Source organism: Pseudomonas sp. GG8 (genome assembly GCF_052976945.1).
The window spans coordinates 3,209,084-3,227,641 of sequence record NZ_JBRIIP010000001.1 but is presented as its reverse complement, the minus strand read 5'-3'; the positions used below and the strand labels follow the sequence as shown (position 1 = coordinate 3,227,641).

Genomic DNA, 18,558 nt, shown 5'->3' with positions numbered 1-18,558 from the left:
TCTCTGCACCGTCATGTTCTGATCCTTATTTCTTGATGGCGATATCAAGCACGCTCTGGGCTGAAAATTGTGGCCCATCGATCTTCCCCGGCAGTACCAAGTGTTCCTTGTCGAAGACCAAACTCTGTTCCGGCTCGTAGATAGGGGCGAAGGGATATTGGCTGAGCACATATTCGTGATAAGCAAGAAAATTAGCGGTTCGCTCTTCTTGTGTGCGCGAACCGGTCAACGCCTTGGTTCGCAGCTCCTCCGCCTTGGCGTCCTTCCACATCGAAACATTGGGGTAGCCGAGGCGTTCGGCGCTGAAGAACCAATCGAGGATGTCTGCGTTGTTCCAGCCATAGCTGCGCACCGCCAGTTGTTGTGTGCCCTTCTTGTATTCGGCGCGAATCGAACTGGTATCGAAAACCGAGATTTTTGCGTTGATGCCTACGGCTTTCAGTTGTGCCTGGATGACTTCTGTCAGGCGTTTGAACTCGGTATCGCTTTGCGTCACTAACGTCACGCTCAAGGGCGTGCCATTTTTTATACGGATTCCGTCAGATCCGACCTTCCAGCCTGCCTCTTCGAGCAAGGCCTTGGCTTGTGCAGGGTCATGGGAAATATTGAACTTGGGATCGACCTTTGATTCCGGCAGTGAAGAAATCAGAAAGTTGTGCGCGGCTCGTCCCTTGCCGCCGAACAGATTGTCGACGATCTCCTGTTGGTTGATGGCGAGGGCCGCGGCCTTGCGTACCCTGAGATCGGTAAAAGGCTCGACGGTGGTGTTGATTGGCATGTAGTAAATGCCGAAGCCGGACTGGCTTTCAATCGTTGCGTTGTCCAATGTTTTGTACTGCGCCAGGATGTCACTTGGGACATCAATCACCAGGTCAACTCCTCCGGTCTTGAACTCGAGGAAGGCCGTCGAGGAGTCGGCAATTTCACGCAAGGTCAGTTTGTCTATTTTTGCCGGTCCTTTGTTCGCGGAAAGGGCGCCGCCCCACGTGTAGGCGGGGTTACGAACCACTACCGCTTCGGAACCGATAGCAAAACTTTCAAGCCTGTACGGACCCGTGCCGACGGCAACCGTCACGCCGTAATCAGTGCCCGCCTTGTCATAGGCCTTGGGGCTGGGAACCCCCATAAAACCGCTCGACAGGTTGTAGAGGAGGTTGGCGTCGGGATGCTTCATGACGAAATGCACAGTGTGGTCATCGACGACTTCAACTTTGTCGATGGCGCTGACCAGGTAAGCATTTTCGGTTCCGGAAAATTTCGGAATCCACCAGGCAATGGTCTGAGCGTTGAAGGGCTCACCGTCGTGGAACGTGACGCCCTCGCGCAAGTGGAAGACCCAACTCATGCCATCTGCCGTGGTTTCCCAACTTGTCGCCAGATGCGGATGAAATTGCTGATCCGCGCCCTGGTCCACTAAACGGTCATAGATCAGGCCATCGACCAGCGTTACCAGGGAGCTCCGGATCGGGTCCAGAGATGGCGCACCCGCTTGGGAAGATGGCAGCACAAAGGTCGCTTCGGTGTCTGCCGAAGCGGCATTTGATAGCAGTCCTCCGGCGCAGATGAAGCTGAGAGCGAACAGCGACCCGTAAAACTTGCCTTTGATTACATTCATGATGTGCGCTCCCCGCGTTGACCCGTCGGTGGGTTGGTTTACTCGGTATTAGTCTTCCTGAGGCGTTCCTACGTATCCGGTGAACGTGTTGTAGCAGGTAAAAATCTGGCTCAAGCGATCCTCGACGGTGGCGCCCAATTGCCCGAAGACACCATTTATCGCCAACTGCACCAGAGAGACGAGTGGGCCCAGAGAGTCCCAAAAGTGGTTGAGCTCAGTCGGTACGGCGAAAACCTCGCTGGCAACCGACGGCCCCCAATCGCAAAAGGTGTCGGTAATGATGGTCACCGGTATGCCGCGAGCCTGAGCTGCAGTCGCCAATAACAGGCTTTGGCGCGAATATCGACGAGTGTCGATGATGACCAACATGATTTTGGAAGGATCGGTTAGCAGCACGTCGACGAAATTGCCAGCGGCCTGATCGACCAGATGCACGCCGTCGCGTAGATATTGCAACTGATGTGCAAGAATCGATGCAACGCCCCGCTCTGTTTGAAATCCCGCGCAGTAGACGGTTTCTTGGGTCGCCAGACGCTTTACGAAGCGTTCGAACTCGGGGCTTTGAGCCATCTCGTAAACGCGAACCATTGTGCTGATTTCAAACTCCAGGCTGGAGGCGAGCTGGTCGTTCCCTGACTGTGCTCGTGTGGCGAACTCTCTGAGCCGATCACCAACCAGCCAAGGGCTGTCGCCGATATTGCCTTTAAGATCGGCTTTCAGCTCTTTGAAGTGGATATAGCCGATAGAGCGACAAAACCGGCCCACAGACATTTCGCCGACGCCAACCTTGGTCGCGATGCTCGCGGCCGTCTCGAATGGCAACTCGTTTAAATTAGCCAGCATGTAGTTGGCGATAGCTCGCCCGGAGGCGGTTGATTGTTCGAGGCTATCGAGCAAACGTTGTTTCACTGTCTTCATTGAGCAATCCGTAAAAATGGTACATTTCTATCTGTAATCACGATGATAATATTTTTATATCATGGATTGGCGGGCAGCTGTCAATTTATTGCGCAATCCATTTGTGGGCGGGAATTTGGTCTTGCCAGTGCTCATGTGCAACGCAGGTACTCATAGAGACTTTCTACCCCCGACACACACGTCAGCCCTGGCCGGGTGGCCTGGAATTTCTGTGTCGAAGATCGGTGTCAGGGTTTCATCCGTTCAAGTCGTCTTGGTGTGGATCTGTCGCTGAGGGAAATGGTCTATGGTTGTTTCACACATTAAGGGAGATTTGAAATGCATAAAATTCTGGTTGCTTTTGATGGCTCGGAGCCTTCGAAACGTGCTCTGCAGTACGTGATTGATCTCTTTCGCGACAGTGCTCGGCCCTTGGAGATTCATGTTCTTAACGCACAATATGGGCCGGTTATCTACGGGGACTACTTTACGAGCCGAATGGTCGAAGACGTCAACGAAGGGCTCTTGACCCAGGCCAATAGCGTACTTGAAGAGGCCGCGATTTTACTGTCGGCGGCTGGCGTTGCCCATGAAACCCACGCGGCCCTCGGCAATGTGGCGGAGCAGGTCAATGAGGCCGTCAAACAGTTGGGGTGCGATACCGTGGTCATGGGGACGCGAGGCTTGGGCAGCTTCGGCGGATTGCTGCTGGGTTCGGTAGCGAACCGGGTCATTCACGAGGTATCGGTTCCGGTGGTGCTGGTGAAGTAGCACGCAGGCTGTTGTGGCATACGCGGGGTAGGGCGGGGATGGCAGTACTGTCCCACGCTATCCCGCGTCAACTTATTGAAACGTTCTAACCGGTTTTGACGCTTCCGCCACGGTGGCGTTATCGCAATTGATAAACAAGGACGAGTTAAGCCAGCGCGGATCGGGGTAATAAGAAAATAGTAACTGGCCATCTTTCATCGAGTCGATGAGTTGATGAGCAATCGCTGGCCGCACGGCCGGGCAACCTAAGCTTCTGCCAATACGGCCGTTCGAACGCGCCAGATCGCCGCTGACATACGGTGCCCCATGAATCACAATCGCTCGGTCAAGGGCATTATCATTGAAGCCGGGTTCTAACCCTTCCATGCGCAATGAGTAACCGTTATGGCCGAGGTAGGTCGCACGCGTTCTGTACAGCCCCAGGCTGGTGGCCATGCTTTGATTCTGGTTGGAAAATTGACGGGCCATGTTTTCGCCGCTGTTTCGGCCGTGCGCAACCAGTTCATGAAACAGTAATGTGCGGCGTTGCAGGTCAAACACCCACAGTCGCTGTTCGGTGGAGGGCAGCGAGTAATCTATGACGGCGAGTCTTTGCGCAGGCGATTCGCCTTGTGCCCGTCTGCACTGAGAGGCATGGACAGCCAACGCAATAACCTTGGCGTTAGCGTCGGGCGCGGCTTTGACCAGCGCGACCTCAAGCGAATCGGCGTACGCTACCTCGGCAGAGAGGGATATCAGAAGCATGAAGGCCATTAAACAGCCAAAGCGGTCGAGCGTCATGTGGGTTGTCTCATGGCTATTTATACGAGCCTAGCAGTGTTAGGAATGCTAGCTTTCCATTGATACGAGAAACTAAGGACGTCCATGCTGCAACTATCAAACTTATCCATGTTAAGCCGCGTCTTTTTTATGGGAGTCCTGATAAGCAACTCAGCGACGGCAGAGCCTTTGCCTGTTTCGGCGACAACCTTAGCACACAGCGTCAGTGACGTTGCGCCAGCCGACGAGGTGGCACAGACGATCCAGGCCGCGCTCGCCCCGTCGGGCGTAACGCCTTCTTCCCCTCTGCCCGTCACCCCACCCCGTCACCAACGGCTGGAGGTCGGTCGTGCGGTCATCGATTTTTATGCTCAACGAAGCTTTCGTGCGGCCTGGACGAACGTTAGCGACGTCGCGCAGCTGTTGAAAAGTCTGAACGACATTCAGGCAGACGGCCTGGATCCCCGTGATTTCCGTATTGATGAGCTATCCAGGGCAGCCGCGTCGATGCATGCAGCGACGCCGTCCCCAACGCAACGCGCGATGTTTGATATTGCGGCTACCCGTGCCTACATCGCAGCGCTGCTCCAGTTGCGGCGCGGCAAAGTCGACCCCTCGCGTTTGGAAATACACTGGAACTTCGACCCGGTCGGTGTCGACCCTCGTGACGATCTCAAAGAATTGTTTGTTGCCGTCGAAAACCATGACGTCGCACGCGCATTCAAACAGGCGCCGCCACAAAATGCGATTTACAGCCGGCTGCGAGAGGGGTTGGCGCAACTGCGCCGGCTTCGAGACTCAGGTGGCTGGTCACTGATTCCTGTCGGGCAGGCACTTAAGCCAGGCGTTGCCGGTGCTTCAGTCTTGGCGTTGCGGGCCCGTTTGGCGGCAGGGGGTTATCTGGACAAGCAAGTGGCAACCCGGACTGACTACGACGACGTCGTTAAAGCGGCGGTTAAACGGTTTCAGTCCGAGCACTACCTTCCCGTGGATGGCATTGCCGGTGCGGCGACACTTGCGGCGCTGAATATACCCATAGGTGCGCGTATAGACCAAGTCCGCGTGAACATGGAACGCGCGCGTTGGCTATTGTATAAACTTCAGGGCACGTTCGTCGTTGTTGATATCGCCGGGTACAAGATTGCATTCTACCGTGACGGCAAGGTTATCTGGCGTTCTCGTGTGCAGGTCGGTAAACCCTTCCGCAGCACGCCGGTATTTCAATCCGAAATTACGCACATAACGTTTAACCCCACCTGGACAGTTCCACCGACCATTCTCACTAATGATGTTCTTCCCAAGATTCTAAAGGACCCTCATTACCTTGACGCAAACCGTATTCGTGTCCTTGACCGTCAAGGGACTGTCTTGAATCCATCAACCGTTGATTGGCATAACCCTGGCGGCATCACACTGCGCCAGGATGCAGGCCCGGACAGCTCTCTTGGTCAGGTTGCCATACGGTTTCCAAATGAGTATTCGGTGTATCTCCACGACACGCCGCATCGCGAGTTATTTGCCCAGGCACGCCGCGCGACGAGTTCAGGCTGTATCCGGGTTGAAAACCCGCTTCAGTTGGTCGAGTTGTTGTTTAACGACCCGGGTCGCTGGAACGCCGCCGGTATTCAGGCTCAACTGGCCAACGGCATTACAGAAAATATCAGGCTCCCTGTGAAGGTGCCTGTGCTGCTGGCCTATTGGACAGTGGGCCTGAGTGATGATGGTCGAGTGACGTTTAAACCTGACGTATACGGGTACGACTCTCCAGTGCTGCGGGCGCTGAATCAACCTGTAGATCCGTCCGTTTTGGCGTTGCCCCGTGTAGGGTTTTCTGAGGCGGCGACGTTGCAAAACGAAGCCCCGAAGCCCTCTCGATAACCGTCGGCACGGCCTTGACTGAAGTCGGTGCATGATCTAGGTCAGGTCTCGGTGTTGGCGTGGCGCATTGTCGACAATAGTCTAATGACATTTGACATTTATGGGGATTGGTCGTAGTTTTCCGCCATCTAATTGCCAATGTGTCGACAATGTAATGGAAGTTCTTGCAGAAACCCAGGTTGTAGGCGAGGAGTCCGGTACCCTCTCCGAGCATGTGTTCCGGCGTATCCAGTCGGCCATCGTGCGTGGAGAGATAGCACCCGGCAGCAAGATTTCCGAGCCAGAGCTGGCGCGCGCCTACGGCATCAGCCGCGGACCGCTGCGTGAAGCGATCCATCGCCTCGAAGGGCAACGCTTGTTGGTGCGTATCCCCCATGTGGGCGCTCGTGTGGTTTCCCTGAGCCACGCCGAGCTCATCGAGTTGTATGAAATTCGCGAATCGCTGGAGGGCATGGCTTGTCGTCTGGCCGCCGAACGCATGACCGTCGAAGAGATCGACGAATTGCGCCGCGTCCTCGATACCCATGAACAAGATGCCGCTTTTAAGGCCGGTGTGGGCTACTACCAGCAAGAAGGCGATTTCGATTTCCATTACCGGATCATTCAAGGCAGCGGCAACCGCACGCTGACCCAAATGCTCTGTGGCGAGCTTTATCAACTGGTGCGCATGTACCGCATCCAGTTCTCTGCGACGCCCAATCGTCCGCGTCAGGCGTTTGCCGAACACCACCGTATTCTTGATGCCATTGCCGAGCGTGACGGCGAACTGGCCGAACTGTTAATGCGCCGCCATATCAGCGCATCCAAACGCAACATCGAGCGCCATTATCAGGCCGCTCCCCAACCGACAGCCCGAGGTGAAAAATGAGTACCGCCAAAACTACTCCCGGTCAACGTTTCCGTGATGCCGTCGCCAGCGAACATCCATTGCAAGTGGTAGGCGCGATCAATGCCAACCACGCACTGCTGGCCAAGCGCGCCGGTTTCAAAGCCATCTATCTCTCGGGTGGCGGCGTGGCAGCAGGTTCGCTCGGCTTGCCGGACCTGGGCATCACTGGCCTGGATGACGTGCTGACCGACGTGCGTCGTATCACCGACGTCTGCGACCTGCCATTGCTGGTGGACGTAGACACCGGTTTCGGCTCTTCCGCGTTCAACGTGGCGCGTACGGTCAAGTCGATGATCAAGTTCGGCGCAGCGGCGATCCATATCGAAGATCAGGTCGGCGCCAAGCGTTGCGGCCATCGCCCGAACAAAGAAATCGTGTCCCTGCAAGAGATGGTCGACCGTATCAAGGCCGCCGTCGATGCGCGCACCGATGATAGCTTCGTGATCATGGCGCGTACCGATGCACTGGCCGTCGAAGGGCTGGAGTCGGCACTGGAAAGGGCTGCGGCCTGCGTTGAAGCGGGCGCTGACATGGTGTTCCCGGAAGCTATCACCGAGCTGGCGATGTACAAGCTGTTTGCTGCCCAGGTTGGCGCGCCGATCCTGGCCAACATCACCGAGTTCGGTGCTACACCGTTGTATACCACTGATGAGCTGGCGTCGGCCGATGTCTCTCTGGTGCTCTACCCGTTGTCAGCGTTCCGCGCCATGAACAAGGCTGCAGAGAACGTCTACACCGCGATTCGCCGCGACGGCACGCAGAAGAATGTCATCGACACCATGCAGACCCGTATGGAGCTCTACGACGCCATTGATTACCACATCTTCGAGCAGAAACTCGATGCGTTGTTCGCGCAGAAGAAGTGATTCTGGGTGCCGGTCCAGGCGTAACGTCGTCTGGACCGGATTGCCGATTCCCAAATAAATTCAAGATTGGAGAAAGCAATGGCTGAAGCAAAAGTGTTGAGTGGGGCTGGCCTGCGAGGCCAGGTGGCGGGGCAGACCGCATTGTCCACTGTTGGGCAGGCCGGAGCCGGCCTGACCTACCGTGGTTACGACGTGCGTGAATTGGCCGCCGAGGCGCGTTTTGAAGAAGTGGCTTACCTGCTGCTTTACGGCGAGCTGCCGACCAAGACCGAACTTTCGGCGTACATGAACAAGCTGCAAGGCTTGCGTGATCTGCCGCAAGCCTTGAAGGAAGTGCTTGAGCGCATTCCTGCCGAGACCCACCCAATGGACGTCATGCGTACCGGTGCTTCGATGCTCGGCACCCTGGAGCCAGAAGCGAGTTTTGCGCAGCAGCATGACGTCACGGATCGCCTGCTGGCGGCGTTCCCAGCCATCATGTGCTACTGGTATCGGTTCAGTCATGACGGCGTACGCCTTAATTGCGTGACGGACGAAGAGTCCATCGGCGGGCATTTCCTGCACCTGCTGCTGGATAAAAAACCGAGCGAACTGCACCGCAAGGTGATGGACGTTTCGTTGATTTTGTACGCCGAGCATGAATTCAATGCCTCGACTTTTACCGCACGGGTTTGTGCCTCGACGCTGTCGGACCTGTATTCCTGCATCACCGCAGCCATTGGTTCATTGCGCGGCCCGCTGCATGGCGGCGCCAACGAAGCAGCGATGGAAATGATCGAGCGCTTCGGTTCTGCCGAAGAAGCCGTTAAAGGCACGCTGGGCATGCTTGAGCGCAAGGACAAGATCATGGGCTTCGGTCACGCGATCTATAAAGAGTCCGACCCGCGTAACGAAGTGATCAAGGGTTGGTCGAAAAAACTGGCCGATGAGGTGGGCGACACCGTGCTGTACCCCGTGTCCGAAGCCATCGACAAAACCATGTGGGAACAGAAAAAACTGTTTCCGAACGCTGACTTCTACCATGCCTCGGCCTACCACTTCATGGGTATCCCGACCAAGCTGTTCACGCCGATCTTTGTTTGCTCACGCCTGACCGGCTGGGCCGCTCACGTGTTCGAACAGCGTGGCAATAACCGCATCATCCGCCCGAGTGCCGAATACATCGGCGTCGAACAGCGCAAGTTCGTGCCCATCGAACAACGCTGATTGGGAAAAGGGGAGTGGACCGTGATCTTCGGTGCTCCCCGCCCATCCCTGAACATTCCGTGATTGAGTCCCAACGCCATGAACACTGAATACCGCAAATCTTTACCCGGCACCCGATTGGATTATTTCGACACGCGCGCGGCGGTGGACGGAATCAAGCCTGGGGCCTTCGACACACTTCCTTATACATCGCGCGTGCTGGCCGAGAACCTGGTACGCCGTTGCGACCCGGCTACGTTGACCGCATCGCTGAACCAGCTTATCGAGCGCAAGCGCGATCTCGACTTTCCGTGGTTCCCGGCCCGTGTGGTGTGTCACGACATTCTCGGTCAGACGGCGCTGGTCGACCTCGCCGGCCTGCGTGATGCGATCGCCTCCCAAGGCGGCGATCCCGCGCTGGTCAACCCGGTCGTGCCGACCCAATTGATCGTCGACCACTCCCTGGCCGTTGAGTCCGGCGGCTTCGATCCCAAGGCGTTCGAAAAGAACCGCGCCATCGAAGATCGTCGCAATGAAGACCGCTTCCACTTCATCAACTGGACCAAAAAAGCCTTCAAGAATGTCGACGTGATCCCGCCGGGCAATGGGATCATGCACCAGATCAACCTGGAGAAAATGTCTCCAGTGATCCAAGTGCGTGATGGCGTGGCGTTCCCCGACACCTGCGTCGGCACCGACAGCCACACCCCGCACGTCGATGCGTTGGGCGTGATCGCCATCGGTGTCGGTGGCCTTGAAGCCGAAAGCGTCATGCTCGGCCGTGCCTCCTGGATGCGCCTGCCTGAAATTGTCGGCGTCGAACTCACCGGCAAATTGCAACCGGGCATCACCGCCACTGACATGGTGCTGGCGTTGACTCAGTTCCTGCGCCAGCAAAAGGTAGTCGGCGCCTGGCTGGAGTTCTTCGGTGAAGGGGCATCAAAGCTGACTCTTGGTGATCGCGCGACCATCTCCAACATGGCCCCGGAATACGGCGCCACCGCAGCGATGTTCTATATCGACCAGCAGACCATTGACTACCTCAAGCTCACCGGCCGTGAAGACGAGCAGGTCAAACTGGTCGAGAGTTACGCAAAACTGACCGGCCTTTGGGGCGACAGCCTGAAGGGCGCCCAATACGAACGTGGGCTGACCTTTGATCTGTCCTCGGTGGTTCGCAACATGGCGGGCCCGAGCAACCCCCACGCCCGTGTGGCCACCTCGGACCTCGCGGCCCGAGGCATCGCCGGCCATTGGGATGAGGTGCCTGGGCAAATGCCGGATGGTGCGGTAATCATCGCGGCGATCACCAGTTGCACCAACACCAGCAACCCACGCAACGTCATCGCCGCTGGCCTGCTGGCGCGTAACGCCAACAAGCTGGGGCTGACCCGTAAACCTTGGGTCAAGTCTTCCCTGGCGCCCGGTTCGAAGACCGTTGCGTTGTACCTGGATGAAGCCGGCCTGACTAGCGAACTGGAGCAATTAGGCTTCGGTATCGTGGCTTTCGCTTGCACCACCTGTAACGGCATGTCTGGCGCGCTGGATCCGGTGATCCAGCAGGAAATCATCGATCGCGACCTGTATGCCACCGCGGTACTCTCGGGTAACCGTAACTTTGACGGGCGGATCCATCCGTACGCCAAGCAGGCATTCTTGGCTTCGCCGCCGCTGGTGGTGGCTTACGCGATTGCCGGGACCATCCGCTTTGACATCGAGAAGGATGTGCTGGGCCTGGATGCCAACGGCAAGGAAATTCGCCTGAAGGACATTTGGCCGACCGACGAAGAGATCGACGCAGTGGTCAAGGCCTCGGTAAAACCGGAGCAGTTCCGCCAGGTCTACATCCCGATGTTCGCTATCCAGGAAGACACCGGTCCCAAAGTAAAACCGCTGTACGACTGGCGCGAAATGAGCACCTATATCCGCCGTCCGCCGTACTGGGAAGGTGCGTTGGCTGGCGCTCGTCCGCTCAAGGGTATGCGCCCGCTGGCGGTGCTGCCGGACAACATCACCACCGACCACTTGTCGCCGTCGAACGCCATCATGCTCGACAGCGCGGCCGGTGAGTACCTGGCCAAGATGGGCCTGCCAGAGGTGGACTTCAACTCCTACGCGACTCATAGGGGTGACCACTTGACCGCGCAACGCGCCACGTTCGCCAACCCGAAGCTGTTCAACGAGATGGTTCAGGAAAACGGCAAGGTCAAACAGGGTTCGCTGGCCCGCGTCGAGCCAGAAGGCAAGGTCATGCGCATGTGGGAAGCTATCGAGACCTACATGGAGCGCAAGCAGCCGCTGATCATCATCGCCGGTGCTGACTACGGTCAGGGCTCTTCCCGTGACTGGGCTGCCAAGGGCGTACGTCTGGCTGGCGTGGAAGCCATCGCGGCTGAAGGCTTCGAGCGCATTCACCGCACCAATCTGGTCGGCATGGGCGTGTTGCCACTGGAGTTCAAGGCGGGCGTTGATCGCAAGACACTGGGCATCGACGGCACCGAAACCTTCGACGTCATCGGCGAGCGTACCCCGCGTAACACGCTGACCCTGGTGATCAATCGCAAGAACGGCGAGCGTGTCGAGGTGCCGGTCACCTGCCGTCTCGACACCGCCGAAGAAGTGTCGATCTACGAGGCTGGCGGTGTCCTGCAGCGTTTCGCTCAGGACTTCCTTGAATCGACTGCGGCTGTCTAAGCAACATACTCAGGCGCGACGGCAACGTTGCGCCTGAGTCTTATCAGGACACTATTTCCATGGCTTACGTACCCCAGATCAAGATCCCCGCCACCTACATGCGTGGCGGTACCAGCAAAGGTGTGTTTTTCAACCTGCAAGACCTTCCCGTCTCCGCACAGGTCCCCGGCGCGGCGCGCGATGCACTGTTGTTGCGCGTGATTGGCAGCCCGGATCCTTACGGCAAACAGATCGACGGCATGGGCGGGGCAACCTCGAGCACCAGCAAAACGGTCATCCTGTCCAAGAGCAAAAAAACCGATCACGATGTCGATTACCTGTTCGGTCAGGTGTCCATCGATAAGCCGTTCGTTGACTGGAGCGGCAACTGCGGCAACCTGTCTGCCGCCGTCGGTGCGTTCGCCATCAGCAGCGGTCTGGTTGACGCCAGTCGCATCCCGCACAACGGCATGGCGACCGTGCGCATCTGGCAGGCCAATATCGGCAAGACCATCATCGCGCACCTGTCTATCACCGATGGTGCTGTCCAGGAAACCGGTGACTTCGAACTCGACGGCGTGACCTTTCCCGCTGCCGAAGTGCAGGTGGAATTCATGGACCCGGCAGCCGACGAAGAGGGCGCGGGCGGCTCGATGTTCCCCACCGGTAACCTCGTGGACGATCTTGAAGTGCCGGGTGTTGGCACATTCAAGGCCACGATGATCAATGCTGGCATCCCGACTATCTTCGTTAACGCGCAAGACATCGGCTATACGGGCACCGAGCTGCAGGACGCGATTAACGGCGATTCCAAGGCACTGGCGATGTTCGAGACGATTCGCGCTTATGGCGCGTTGCGTATGGGCCTCATTCAGGATATTGCTGAAGCCGCCAAGCGCCAGCACACACCGAAGATCGCCTTCGTCGCCAAGCCAGCCGAATACGTGTCGTCCAGCGGCAAACGGGTGACTGCCGGTGACGCCGACCTGCTCGTGCGTGCGCTCTCAATGGGCAAACTGCATCACGCCATGATGGGCACGGCCGCCGTGGCCATTGGTGCCGCTGCGGCGATTCCGGGCACGCTGGTGAACCTGGCAGCTGGCGGTGGTGCACGTAGCGCTGTGCGCTTCGGTCACCCCTCGGGCACCCTGCGCGTGGGTGCTGAAGCCAGCCAGGTCAATGGTGAGTGGACGGTGACCAAGGCCATCATGAGCCGCAGTGCTCGCGTATTGATGGAAGGATGGGTCCGTGTACCCGGTGATGCGTTCTAATGTGCGCCATCGCTGAATTCTGGGCACCTGTCAACGGTTGAACAATGCTATCGCGTCGGTTCTCTTTGGCGCGATACATTGCCACATCGCAGCCTCTGTTTTCGATCCAGGCCGTCATAGGGCATAAGTCCTGGATAGTTAATGGCGAACTGATAGCAAACTCTGCCTTTGCGCCTGTTCCAGTGCACAAAAAACGCGGCTCCTCGGGTAAACTCCCAAGATGCCAAAAAAATATTATGTGCGCACAAGCCTTCCCCGCATTTTCAATAGCATCGTTACTCGGCTGTTGGTACTGGCGCTGTGCATTGTGATCTCTGGTGCAGTCGTTCGCTATTTCGTGCTGACTCATTTTTTGCGTGAGGATTTGAGCGCGGTAGTGGAAAACCAACAATTAGCGTTGGCGACTTATGTTGCCCACGATATTGATGGGAAGATTGTTCAGCGCCAGGTCTTGCTTGGACGCCTTGCCGCCGCCTTGCCGACGCGTTTGCTTGCGCAGCCTGAGCAACTACATGCATGGCTGAAAGAGCACTTCGACTACCAAACGTTGTTCTCGGCAGGTCTATTCGTGGTAACGCCTAATGGCGTTCCAATCGCGGATTATCCTGTTCTGCGTGATCCACTGACGATCAACTATTCTGACCGTGACTATATTAAAGCTGGATTAGGCGGTGCTTCGTTTGTCGGTCGTCCTGTGGTTGGCCGTTCTGCAAAAGAACCGGTTCTGCCGATCTCTGCTCCGGTCAGAAGCGAAAACGGTGAGGTTCAAGCTGTTTTGGTGGGTGTTACGGCACTGGCTGCCCCCGGGTTTCTTGATTCGTTACTCCAGAGTCGAATTGGTAATGCTACGGGTGGGTTCTTGCTTGTCTCCCCGAGAGATAAGTTATTTGTCGCCTCCTCTGAACTTGATAGTGTGCTCAAACCCACACCGCCCCCCGGCGTCAATGTGCTTCATGATCGGGCCATGGCGGGCTTTCGCGGTACCGGGATAACGGTCAACGAGCAGGGTGTTGAAGAGGTCGCTGCGATGGTGTCTGTCCCGAGCACGGGCTGGTTTGTCGTCGGCCGAGTGCCGAGCAGTGAGGCGTTTGCGACGGTGGGGCGGATGCAGCATTTTTTGATTAAAAATGCAGTCTTCGCTATTTTGGTATTCGCTATTCTCTCCACTACCGGGCTGTATTTCGTCCTCCGCCATTTGTTTTATGCGGCAGAGCATGCCGACCGCATGACGCGGGACGAGTTGCCGCTCGAACCCTTGCCTGTCGTCCGCGATGATGAAGTTGGGCACTTGATATCGGCGTTCAATCGTTTATTGATCAAACTCAACGACCATCAAACTGAACTTACCCGCATGGCTCATCACGACACGCTGACGGGGTTGCCCAATAGAGCGCATCTTTCTGAGCGGCTTCGTCAGGTATTAGCGCGCGCGCGCCGTGATGAAACACAGGTCGGCCTATTATTCATGGACCTTGATGGTTTCAAGAATATCAACGACACGCTCGGCCACGAGGCTGGTGACGAGGTGTTGCGGCAGGTTGCGAAGCGCTTCGCCAGTACTCTGCGAGAGTCCGATACCCTGGCGCGTATTGGTGGTGACGAGTTTGTTTTGCTGCTCAGTGACCTTGAGGACAATGCCGAAGAGGCTGTCAGCACCATCGCCGCTAAATGTATCGATGCACTGAAAACTCCATTTTTTATTTTCGGCACATCGTGCATCGTGGACGTTTCGATCGGAATAGCACTGTGGGACAGGGAAAGCTCTGCGGATAATCTCCTGCGCGCCGCAGACAGAGTGATGTATCAAGCTAAAAAGACCGGGCGCGGCAAATATATGATCTACAAACATTAGCCAATGATGACCTGAGGCCCAATACGGCTCTGTCGTCAGTTGGGTCCGGTTGTATTCTTTTTTGATCGGTCGGAATAACGGTCAGTTTAATGCCCGCGAATATACTGTTCCAGTTTCCGGATCAGGTCAGCCTGCTCGGCTATCGCCTCTTTAATCAAGTCACCAATGGACAGCAGGCCGAGCAGTTGTCCGTCTTCCACGACGGGTAAATGGCGCAGGTGGCTATCGGTCATAACCCCCATGCACGTCTCGATACTTTGGTGGGAGTTCACCGTCACCACGGGCGAGCTCATGATGGCTCTGACAGACGTGCCGATGGAGGAGCGGCCCTGGAGAACGATCTTGCGTGCGTAGTCTCGCTCGCTGATTACGCCCACCACTTGACCGTCTTCTATCACCGGTAGAGCGCCGATATTTTTCTCGGCCATCACCCGCAGCGCCTCTAGCACCATCTGGTTTGGAGCGATGGTATGGACATGTTGATTGTGGATGGCTTTTAACTTGAGCAGTTGCGCAACGGTCTTCATGCGGGTTTCTCCACTACCATTCTTATAGGTGGCCGCGAACCGCCCTGACGCTGCGGCACAGGTCGTAGGGTCAGGACTGTTTCCACTGTTTAAAGCTAGCGCGCTGCGCTTACTCCGATCTCTACGGCATCCCCGTTCAAACGTACGGGCCAGACACGCAGGCTCTGCTCTGGATATTCCAGGCAGCTGCCGTCTTCGAGACGAAAGTGCTGTTTGTACAGGGGTGAGGCAATCACCAACTCGCCCTTAAGGTTGCCGACGATGCCACGGCCAATGACGTTGGCGCCTGACTTTGGGTCGAGGTTGTCGATGGCGTAGAGGGTCTTGCCCAGACTGTCAGGCAGGTGAAATAACGCGACCTGGGCGCCATCGAGCCAGGCGACGACGCCGGAATTGGCCACCAGGTCTTGGCGGCTGCACAGCATCTGCCATTGCGCAGGGCTTTCAATAGCGTGGCGGGGTTCGATACGGACGACGTTTGACTGGCTCATCAGAGCACCTCCTGGGTAACGGGAATCAGGTGGAGTTCGTTAGCATGCACCGGGCGGCGCTGGCCTCGTTCTTTGACGAAATGGATATCCGGGTCACCGCGCTCATCGTTGACGAAGGTCCGGAAGCGCTTGAGCTTTTCCGGGTCATTGATAGCGTTTGCCCATTCGCATTCGTACCGGTCAATGACCAGTTGCATTTGCGATTCCAGCTCAGCCCCAAGCCCCAGACTGTCGTTGATGATGACGTCTTTGAGGTAGTCCAGGCCGCCGTCCAGGCTTTCGCGCCAGACAGAGGTGCGTTGCAGTTTGTCGGCAGTACGGATGTAGAACATCAGGAACCGGTCGACGTAGCGCAATAGGGTTTGGTCATCCAGGTCCGTGGCTAGTAATTCGGCGTGACGCGGGCGCATGCCTCCGTTGCCACAGACATAGAGATTCCAGCCTTTCTCGGTAGCGATCACCCCAACGTCCTTGCTCTGCGCCTCGGCGCATTCGCGGGTGCAGCCGGAAACCGCAAGCTTGAATTTATGCGGTGCGCGCAGGCCCTTGTAGCGGTTCTCCAGGAGCAGCGCCATGCTTACGCTGTCCTGAACGCCATAACGACACCATGTGCTGCCGACGCAGGATTTGACCGTACGCAATGACTTGCCGTAGCCGTGTCCGGTCTCGAAACCGGCCTCGATAAGTTCGCCCCAGATGTCCGGCAACTGATGCAATTGGGCGCCGAACAGATCGATGCGCTGGCCGCCAGTGATCTTGGTGTAGAGGTCGTATTTCTTCGCGACAGCGCCCAGGGCGATCAACTTGTCCGGGGTGATTTCGCCGGCGGCGATGCGCGGGATGATCGAATAGGTGCCGTTCTTCTGCATGTTGGCCATGAATGTGTCGTTGGTGTCCTGCAGGTGCACCAACAATGGGTCCATGATCGGCTGGTTCCAGCATGAGGCGAGAATCGAGCCCACAGCGGGTTTGCAGATATCGCAGCCGGTGTGGCCGCGTCCATGTTTGGCGAGCATTTCGTCGAAGCTAATGATGCCTTCCACCCGTACCAGGGCGTACAGTTCCTGACGGGTATGGGCGAAGTGCTCGCAGAGGCTTTTGTCGACGGCGACGCCACGGGCACTGAGCTCGTGCTCGAAGACCTGCTTGAGCAGTGCGCTGCAACCGCCGCAGCCAGTGCCTGCCTTGGTCTTGCCCTTGAGTTCGCCGAGGTCGGTGCAACCTGCGTCGACCGCACAGCACACCGCGCCCTTGGTAACGTTATGGCAGGAGCAAATAGTGGCGGTGTCCGGCAGCGCATCGGCACCGAGTGTCGGTGCGCCGTCTGACAGCGGCAGGATCAGGCTGGACGGGTCCTTGGGCAGCGCTATGCTGTTCTGCGCGTATTGCAGCAAGGTGTCGTAATAGCTGTTATCGCCGATCAGTACCGCGCCCAGCACATGCTTGCCATCGGCAGAGACCACCAGGCGGCGATAGCTGGCGCTGGCCTCGTCGATAAAGCGGTAGCTCTTGGCGCCGGGAGTCGCCGCGTGAGCGTCGCCGATAGAACCGACATCAACGCCCAGCAGCTTGAGCTTGGTCGACATGTCTGCGCCGGTAAAGGGGTCGTAATGCTGACCCGCGAGTTGCGCGGCAACGTTACGCGCCATGCTGTAGCCCGGCGCGACCAGACCAAAGATGCTGCCGTTCCAGGACGCACACTCGCCGATGGCGAAGATGTAGGGGTCGCTGGTGCGGCAATGATTGTCCACGACCAGGCCGCCACGCGGTGCCACGTCCAGCCCGGCGCTACGGCCGATAGCGTCCTGCGGGCGGATCCCGGCAGAGAATACGATCAGGTCGGTTTCAAGGAATTCGCCACCGTTGAAGTTCATGCGGTAGGCATACTCTTCACCGATAACGATCTCCTGGGTCGCTCGCGAAAGGTGCACACCGACGCCCAGGGCCTCGATCCGTGCCCGCAGTGCTTCGCCACCTGAGGCGTCCAGTTGCACCGGCATCAGTTGTGGGGCGAATTCAACGACATGGGCTTCCAGCCCCAGGGACTTCAGTGCATTGGCGGTTTCAAGGCCGAGCAGGCCGCCACCTACCACCACGCCACGTCGGGCATTGGTAGCCGCCTCGCGGATGGCGTCTAGGTCGTCCAGAGTACGGTAGACCAACCGGGAGCGGCCTTCGGCACCGGGGATCGGCGGCACAAAGGGATAGGAGCCGGTGGCCAGCACCAATCGGTCATAAGCCTGGCGTCCGGCGCTGGTGACTACTTCCTTGCGCTCGCGGTCGATGTCGAGCACTTGCACGCCGAGGTGCAGCTGCACACCGTGGCGGGCATACAGATCGGCCTCACCAAGTGCGAGGGACTCTGCATCACGACCGCCGAAGTACTCTGAGAGGTGGACGCGGTCGTAGGCACGCTGCCGCTCCTCACCGAACACATGCACGTGATAGTGGGCGAGCGCGCCATGCTCGATCAACTGCTCGACGCAATGATGGCCGACCATGCCGTTGCCGATGACGACCAGTGTTTCGCTCTTGATCGGGGTGGCGGTTGCGTTCATAACCTTTCCTCAGTCGAAGCCGCTGCCGTGGCATGGCCAGAAAAAAAAGCAAAAAAAACGCCTGGAGCCGTGTGACGGCTCCAGGCGTCTTTGCCTGGTATTCATGGATGTGTGGTGGGGTGATTAACCGAAGCCGCGCTGCCTGGTTCACCCGTCCTGCGCCAGTACTGGAAGGTGGTCGTCGGTGACCACGCCTGGACGTCCTATAGGAGATTTCTACAGGTTTGTCAGGACTAAAGCAGGTTTCATGCCAGTGTCGGATGGACGTCTTTCTATCCAGAGATCGCTAAGCGGAGGAGGGTTGAAGCGCTACACAGCGGGTCTTT

General features: G+C 57.5%; 14 protein-coding genes. 8 read left to right on the top strand and 6 right to left on the bottom strand.

Annotation, left to right across the window (positions count from 1 at the left end):
- Positions 1-25: 25 nt before the first annotated feature.
- Both ACVBEG_RS15605 and ACVBEG_RS15600 read right to left on the bottom strand, forming a co-directional pair.
- Positions 26-1,615, bottom strand: coding sequence for an ABC transporter substrate-binding protein (locus ACVBEG_RS15605; RefSeq protein WP_330200876.1), 1,590 nt, complete (start codon positions 1,613-1,615; stop codon positions 26-28).
- 48 nt (positions 1,616-1,663) lie between these two features.
- On the bottom strand, positions 1,664-2,533 hold the full coding sequence (locus ACVBEG_RS15600; RefSeq protein WP_322178616.1) for a MurR/RpiR family transcriptional regulator: 870 nt from the start codon (positions 2,531-2,533) through the stop codon (positions 1,664-1,666).
- Positions 2,534-2,851: 318 nt separating this feature from the next.
- Here ACVBEG_RS15600 and ACVBEG_RS15595 point away from each other — a divergent pair, with 318 nt between their 5' ends.
- Positions 2,852-3,283 (top strand): universal stress protein, encoded by a 432-nt coding sequence (locus tag ACVBEG_RS15595; RefSeq protein ID WP_322178617.1) that lies wholly within the window; start codon positions 2,852-2,854, stop codon positions 3,281-3,283.
- Between the two features lie 72 nt (positions 3,284-3,355).
- Here the strand turns inward: ACVBEG_RS15595 and ACVBEG_RS15590 are convergent, their stop codons facing one another.
- On the bottom strand, positions 3,356-4,063 hold the full coding sequence (locus ACVBEG_RS15590) for a murein L,D-transpeptidase catalytic domain family protein (protein WP_322178618.1): 708 nt from the start codon (positions 4,061-4,063) through the stop codon (positions 3,356-3,358).
- 84 nt (positions 4,064-4,147) lie between these two features.
- Between ACVBEG_RS15590 and ACVBEG_RS15585 the strand changes: the two genes are divergently transcribed.
- The 7 genes from ACVBEG_RS15585 (at position 4,148) to ACVBEG_RS15555 (ending at position 14,656) form a co-directional block, all read left to right on the top strand.
- Entirely contained in the window at positions 4,148-5,920 is a 1,773-nt protein-coding gene (locus tag ACVBEG_RS15585) for a L,D-transpeptidase family protein (protein ID WP_322178619.1), read from the top strand.
- Positions 5,921-6,074: 154 nt separating this feature from the next.
- Positions 6,075-6,788: a GntR family transcriptional regulator gene (locus ACVBEG_RS15580; RefSeq protein WP_322178620.1), complete on the top strand. Its 714-nt coding sequence runs from the start codon at positions 6,075-6,077 to the stop codon at positions 6,786-6,788.
- Positions 6,785-7,675, top strand: a complete 891-nt coding sequence (prpB, locus tag ACVBEG_RS15575) for a methylisocitrate lyase (RefSeq protein WP_322178621.1) — start codon at positions 6,785-6,787, stop codon at positions 7,673-7,675. The genes ACVBEG_RS15580 and prpB overlap by 4 nt, the downstream gene beginning before the upstream one ends.
- 78 nt (positions 7,676-7,753) lie before the next feature.
- Positions 7,754-8,881 carry a bifunctional 2-methylcitrate synthase/citrate synthase gene (gene prpC, locus ACVBEG_RS15570; protein WP_322178622.1) on the top strand — a complete coding sequence of 376 codons (1,128 nt, stop codon included), beginning with the start codon at positions 7,754-7,756 and terminating at the stop codon, positions 8,879-8,881.
- 78 nt (positions 8,882-8,959) lie between these two features.
- Entirely contained in the window at positions 8,960-11,554 is a 2,595-nt protein-coding gene (acnD, locus tag ACVBEG_RS15565) for a Fe/S-dependent 2-methylisocitrate dehydratase AcnD (protein ID WP_322178623.1), read from the top strand.
- Positions 11,555-11,613: 59 nt separating this feature from the next.
- Positions 11,614-12,804 carry a 2-methylaconitate cis-trans isomerase PrpF gene (prpF, locus tag ACVBEG_RS15560; RefSeq protein ID WP_330200878.1) on the top strand — a complete coding sequence of 397 codons (1,191 nt, stop codon included), beginning with the start codon at positions 11,614-11,616 and terminating at the stop codon, positions 12,802-12,804.
- 220 nt (positions 12,805-13,024) lie between these two features.
- On the top strand, positions 13,025-14,656 hold the full coding sequence (locus ACVBEG_RS15555; protein ID WP_323566078.1) for a diguanylate cyclase domain-containing protein: 1,632 nt from the start codon (positions 13,025-13,027) through the stop codon (positions 14,654-14,656).
- Positions 14,657-14,742: 86 nt separating this feature from the next.
- Here the strand turns inward: ACVBEG_RS15555 and ACVBEG_RS15550 are convergent, their stop codons facing one another.
- The 3 genes from ACVBEG_RS15550 to nirB form a co-directional block, all read right to left on the bottom strand.
- Positions 14,743-15,183, bottom strand: a complete 441-nt coding sequence (locus ACVBEG_RS15550) for a CBS domain-containing protein (protein ID WP_322216952.1) — start codon at positions 15,181-15,183, stop codon at positions 14,743-14,745.
- Positions 15,184-15,278: 95 nt separating this feature from the next.
- The gene (gene nirD, locus ACVBEG_RS15545; RefSeq protein WP_322178628.1) at positions 15,279-15,674 is read right to left on the bottom strand and encodes a nitrite reductase small subunit NirD; all 396 of its coding nucleotides are present in this window, start codon (positions 15,672-15,674) and stop codon (positions 15,279-15,281) included.
- Positions 15,674-18,232: a nitrite reductase large subunit NirB gene (nirB, locus tag ACVBEG_RS15540; RefSeq protein WP_447107993.1), complete on the bottom strand. Its 2,559-nt coding sequence runs from the start codon at positions 18,230-18,232 to the stop codon at positions 15,674-15,676. Before nirB ends, nirD begins: the two co-directional genes overlap by 1 nt.
- Positions 18,233-18,558 lie beyond the last annotated feature (326 nt).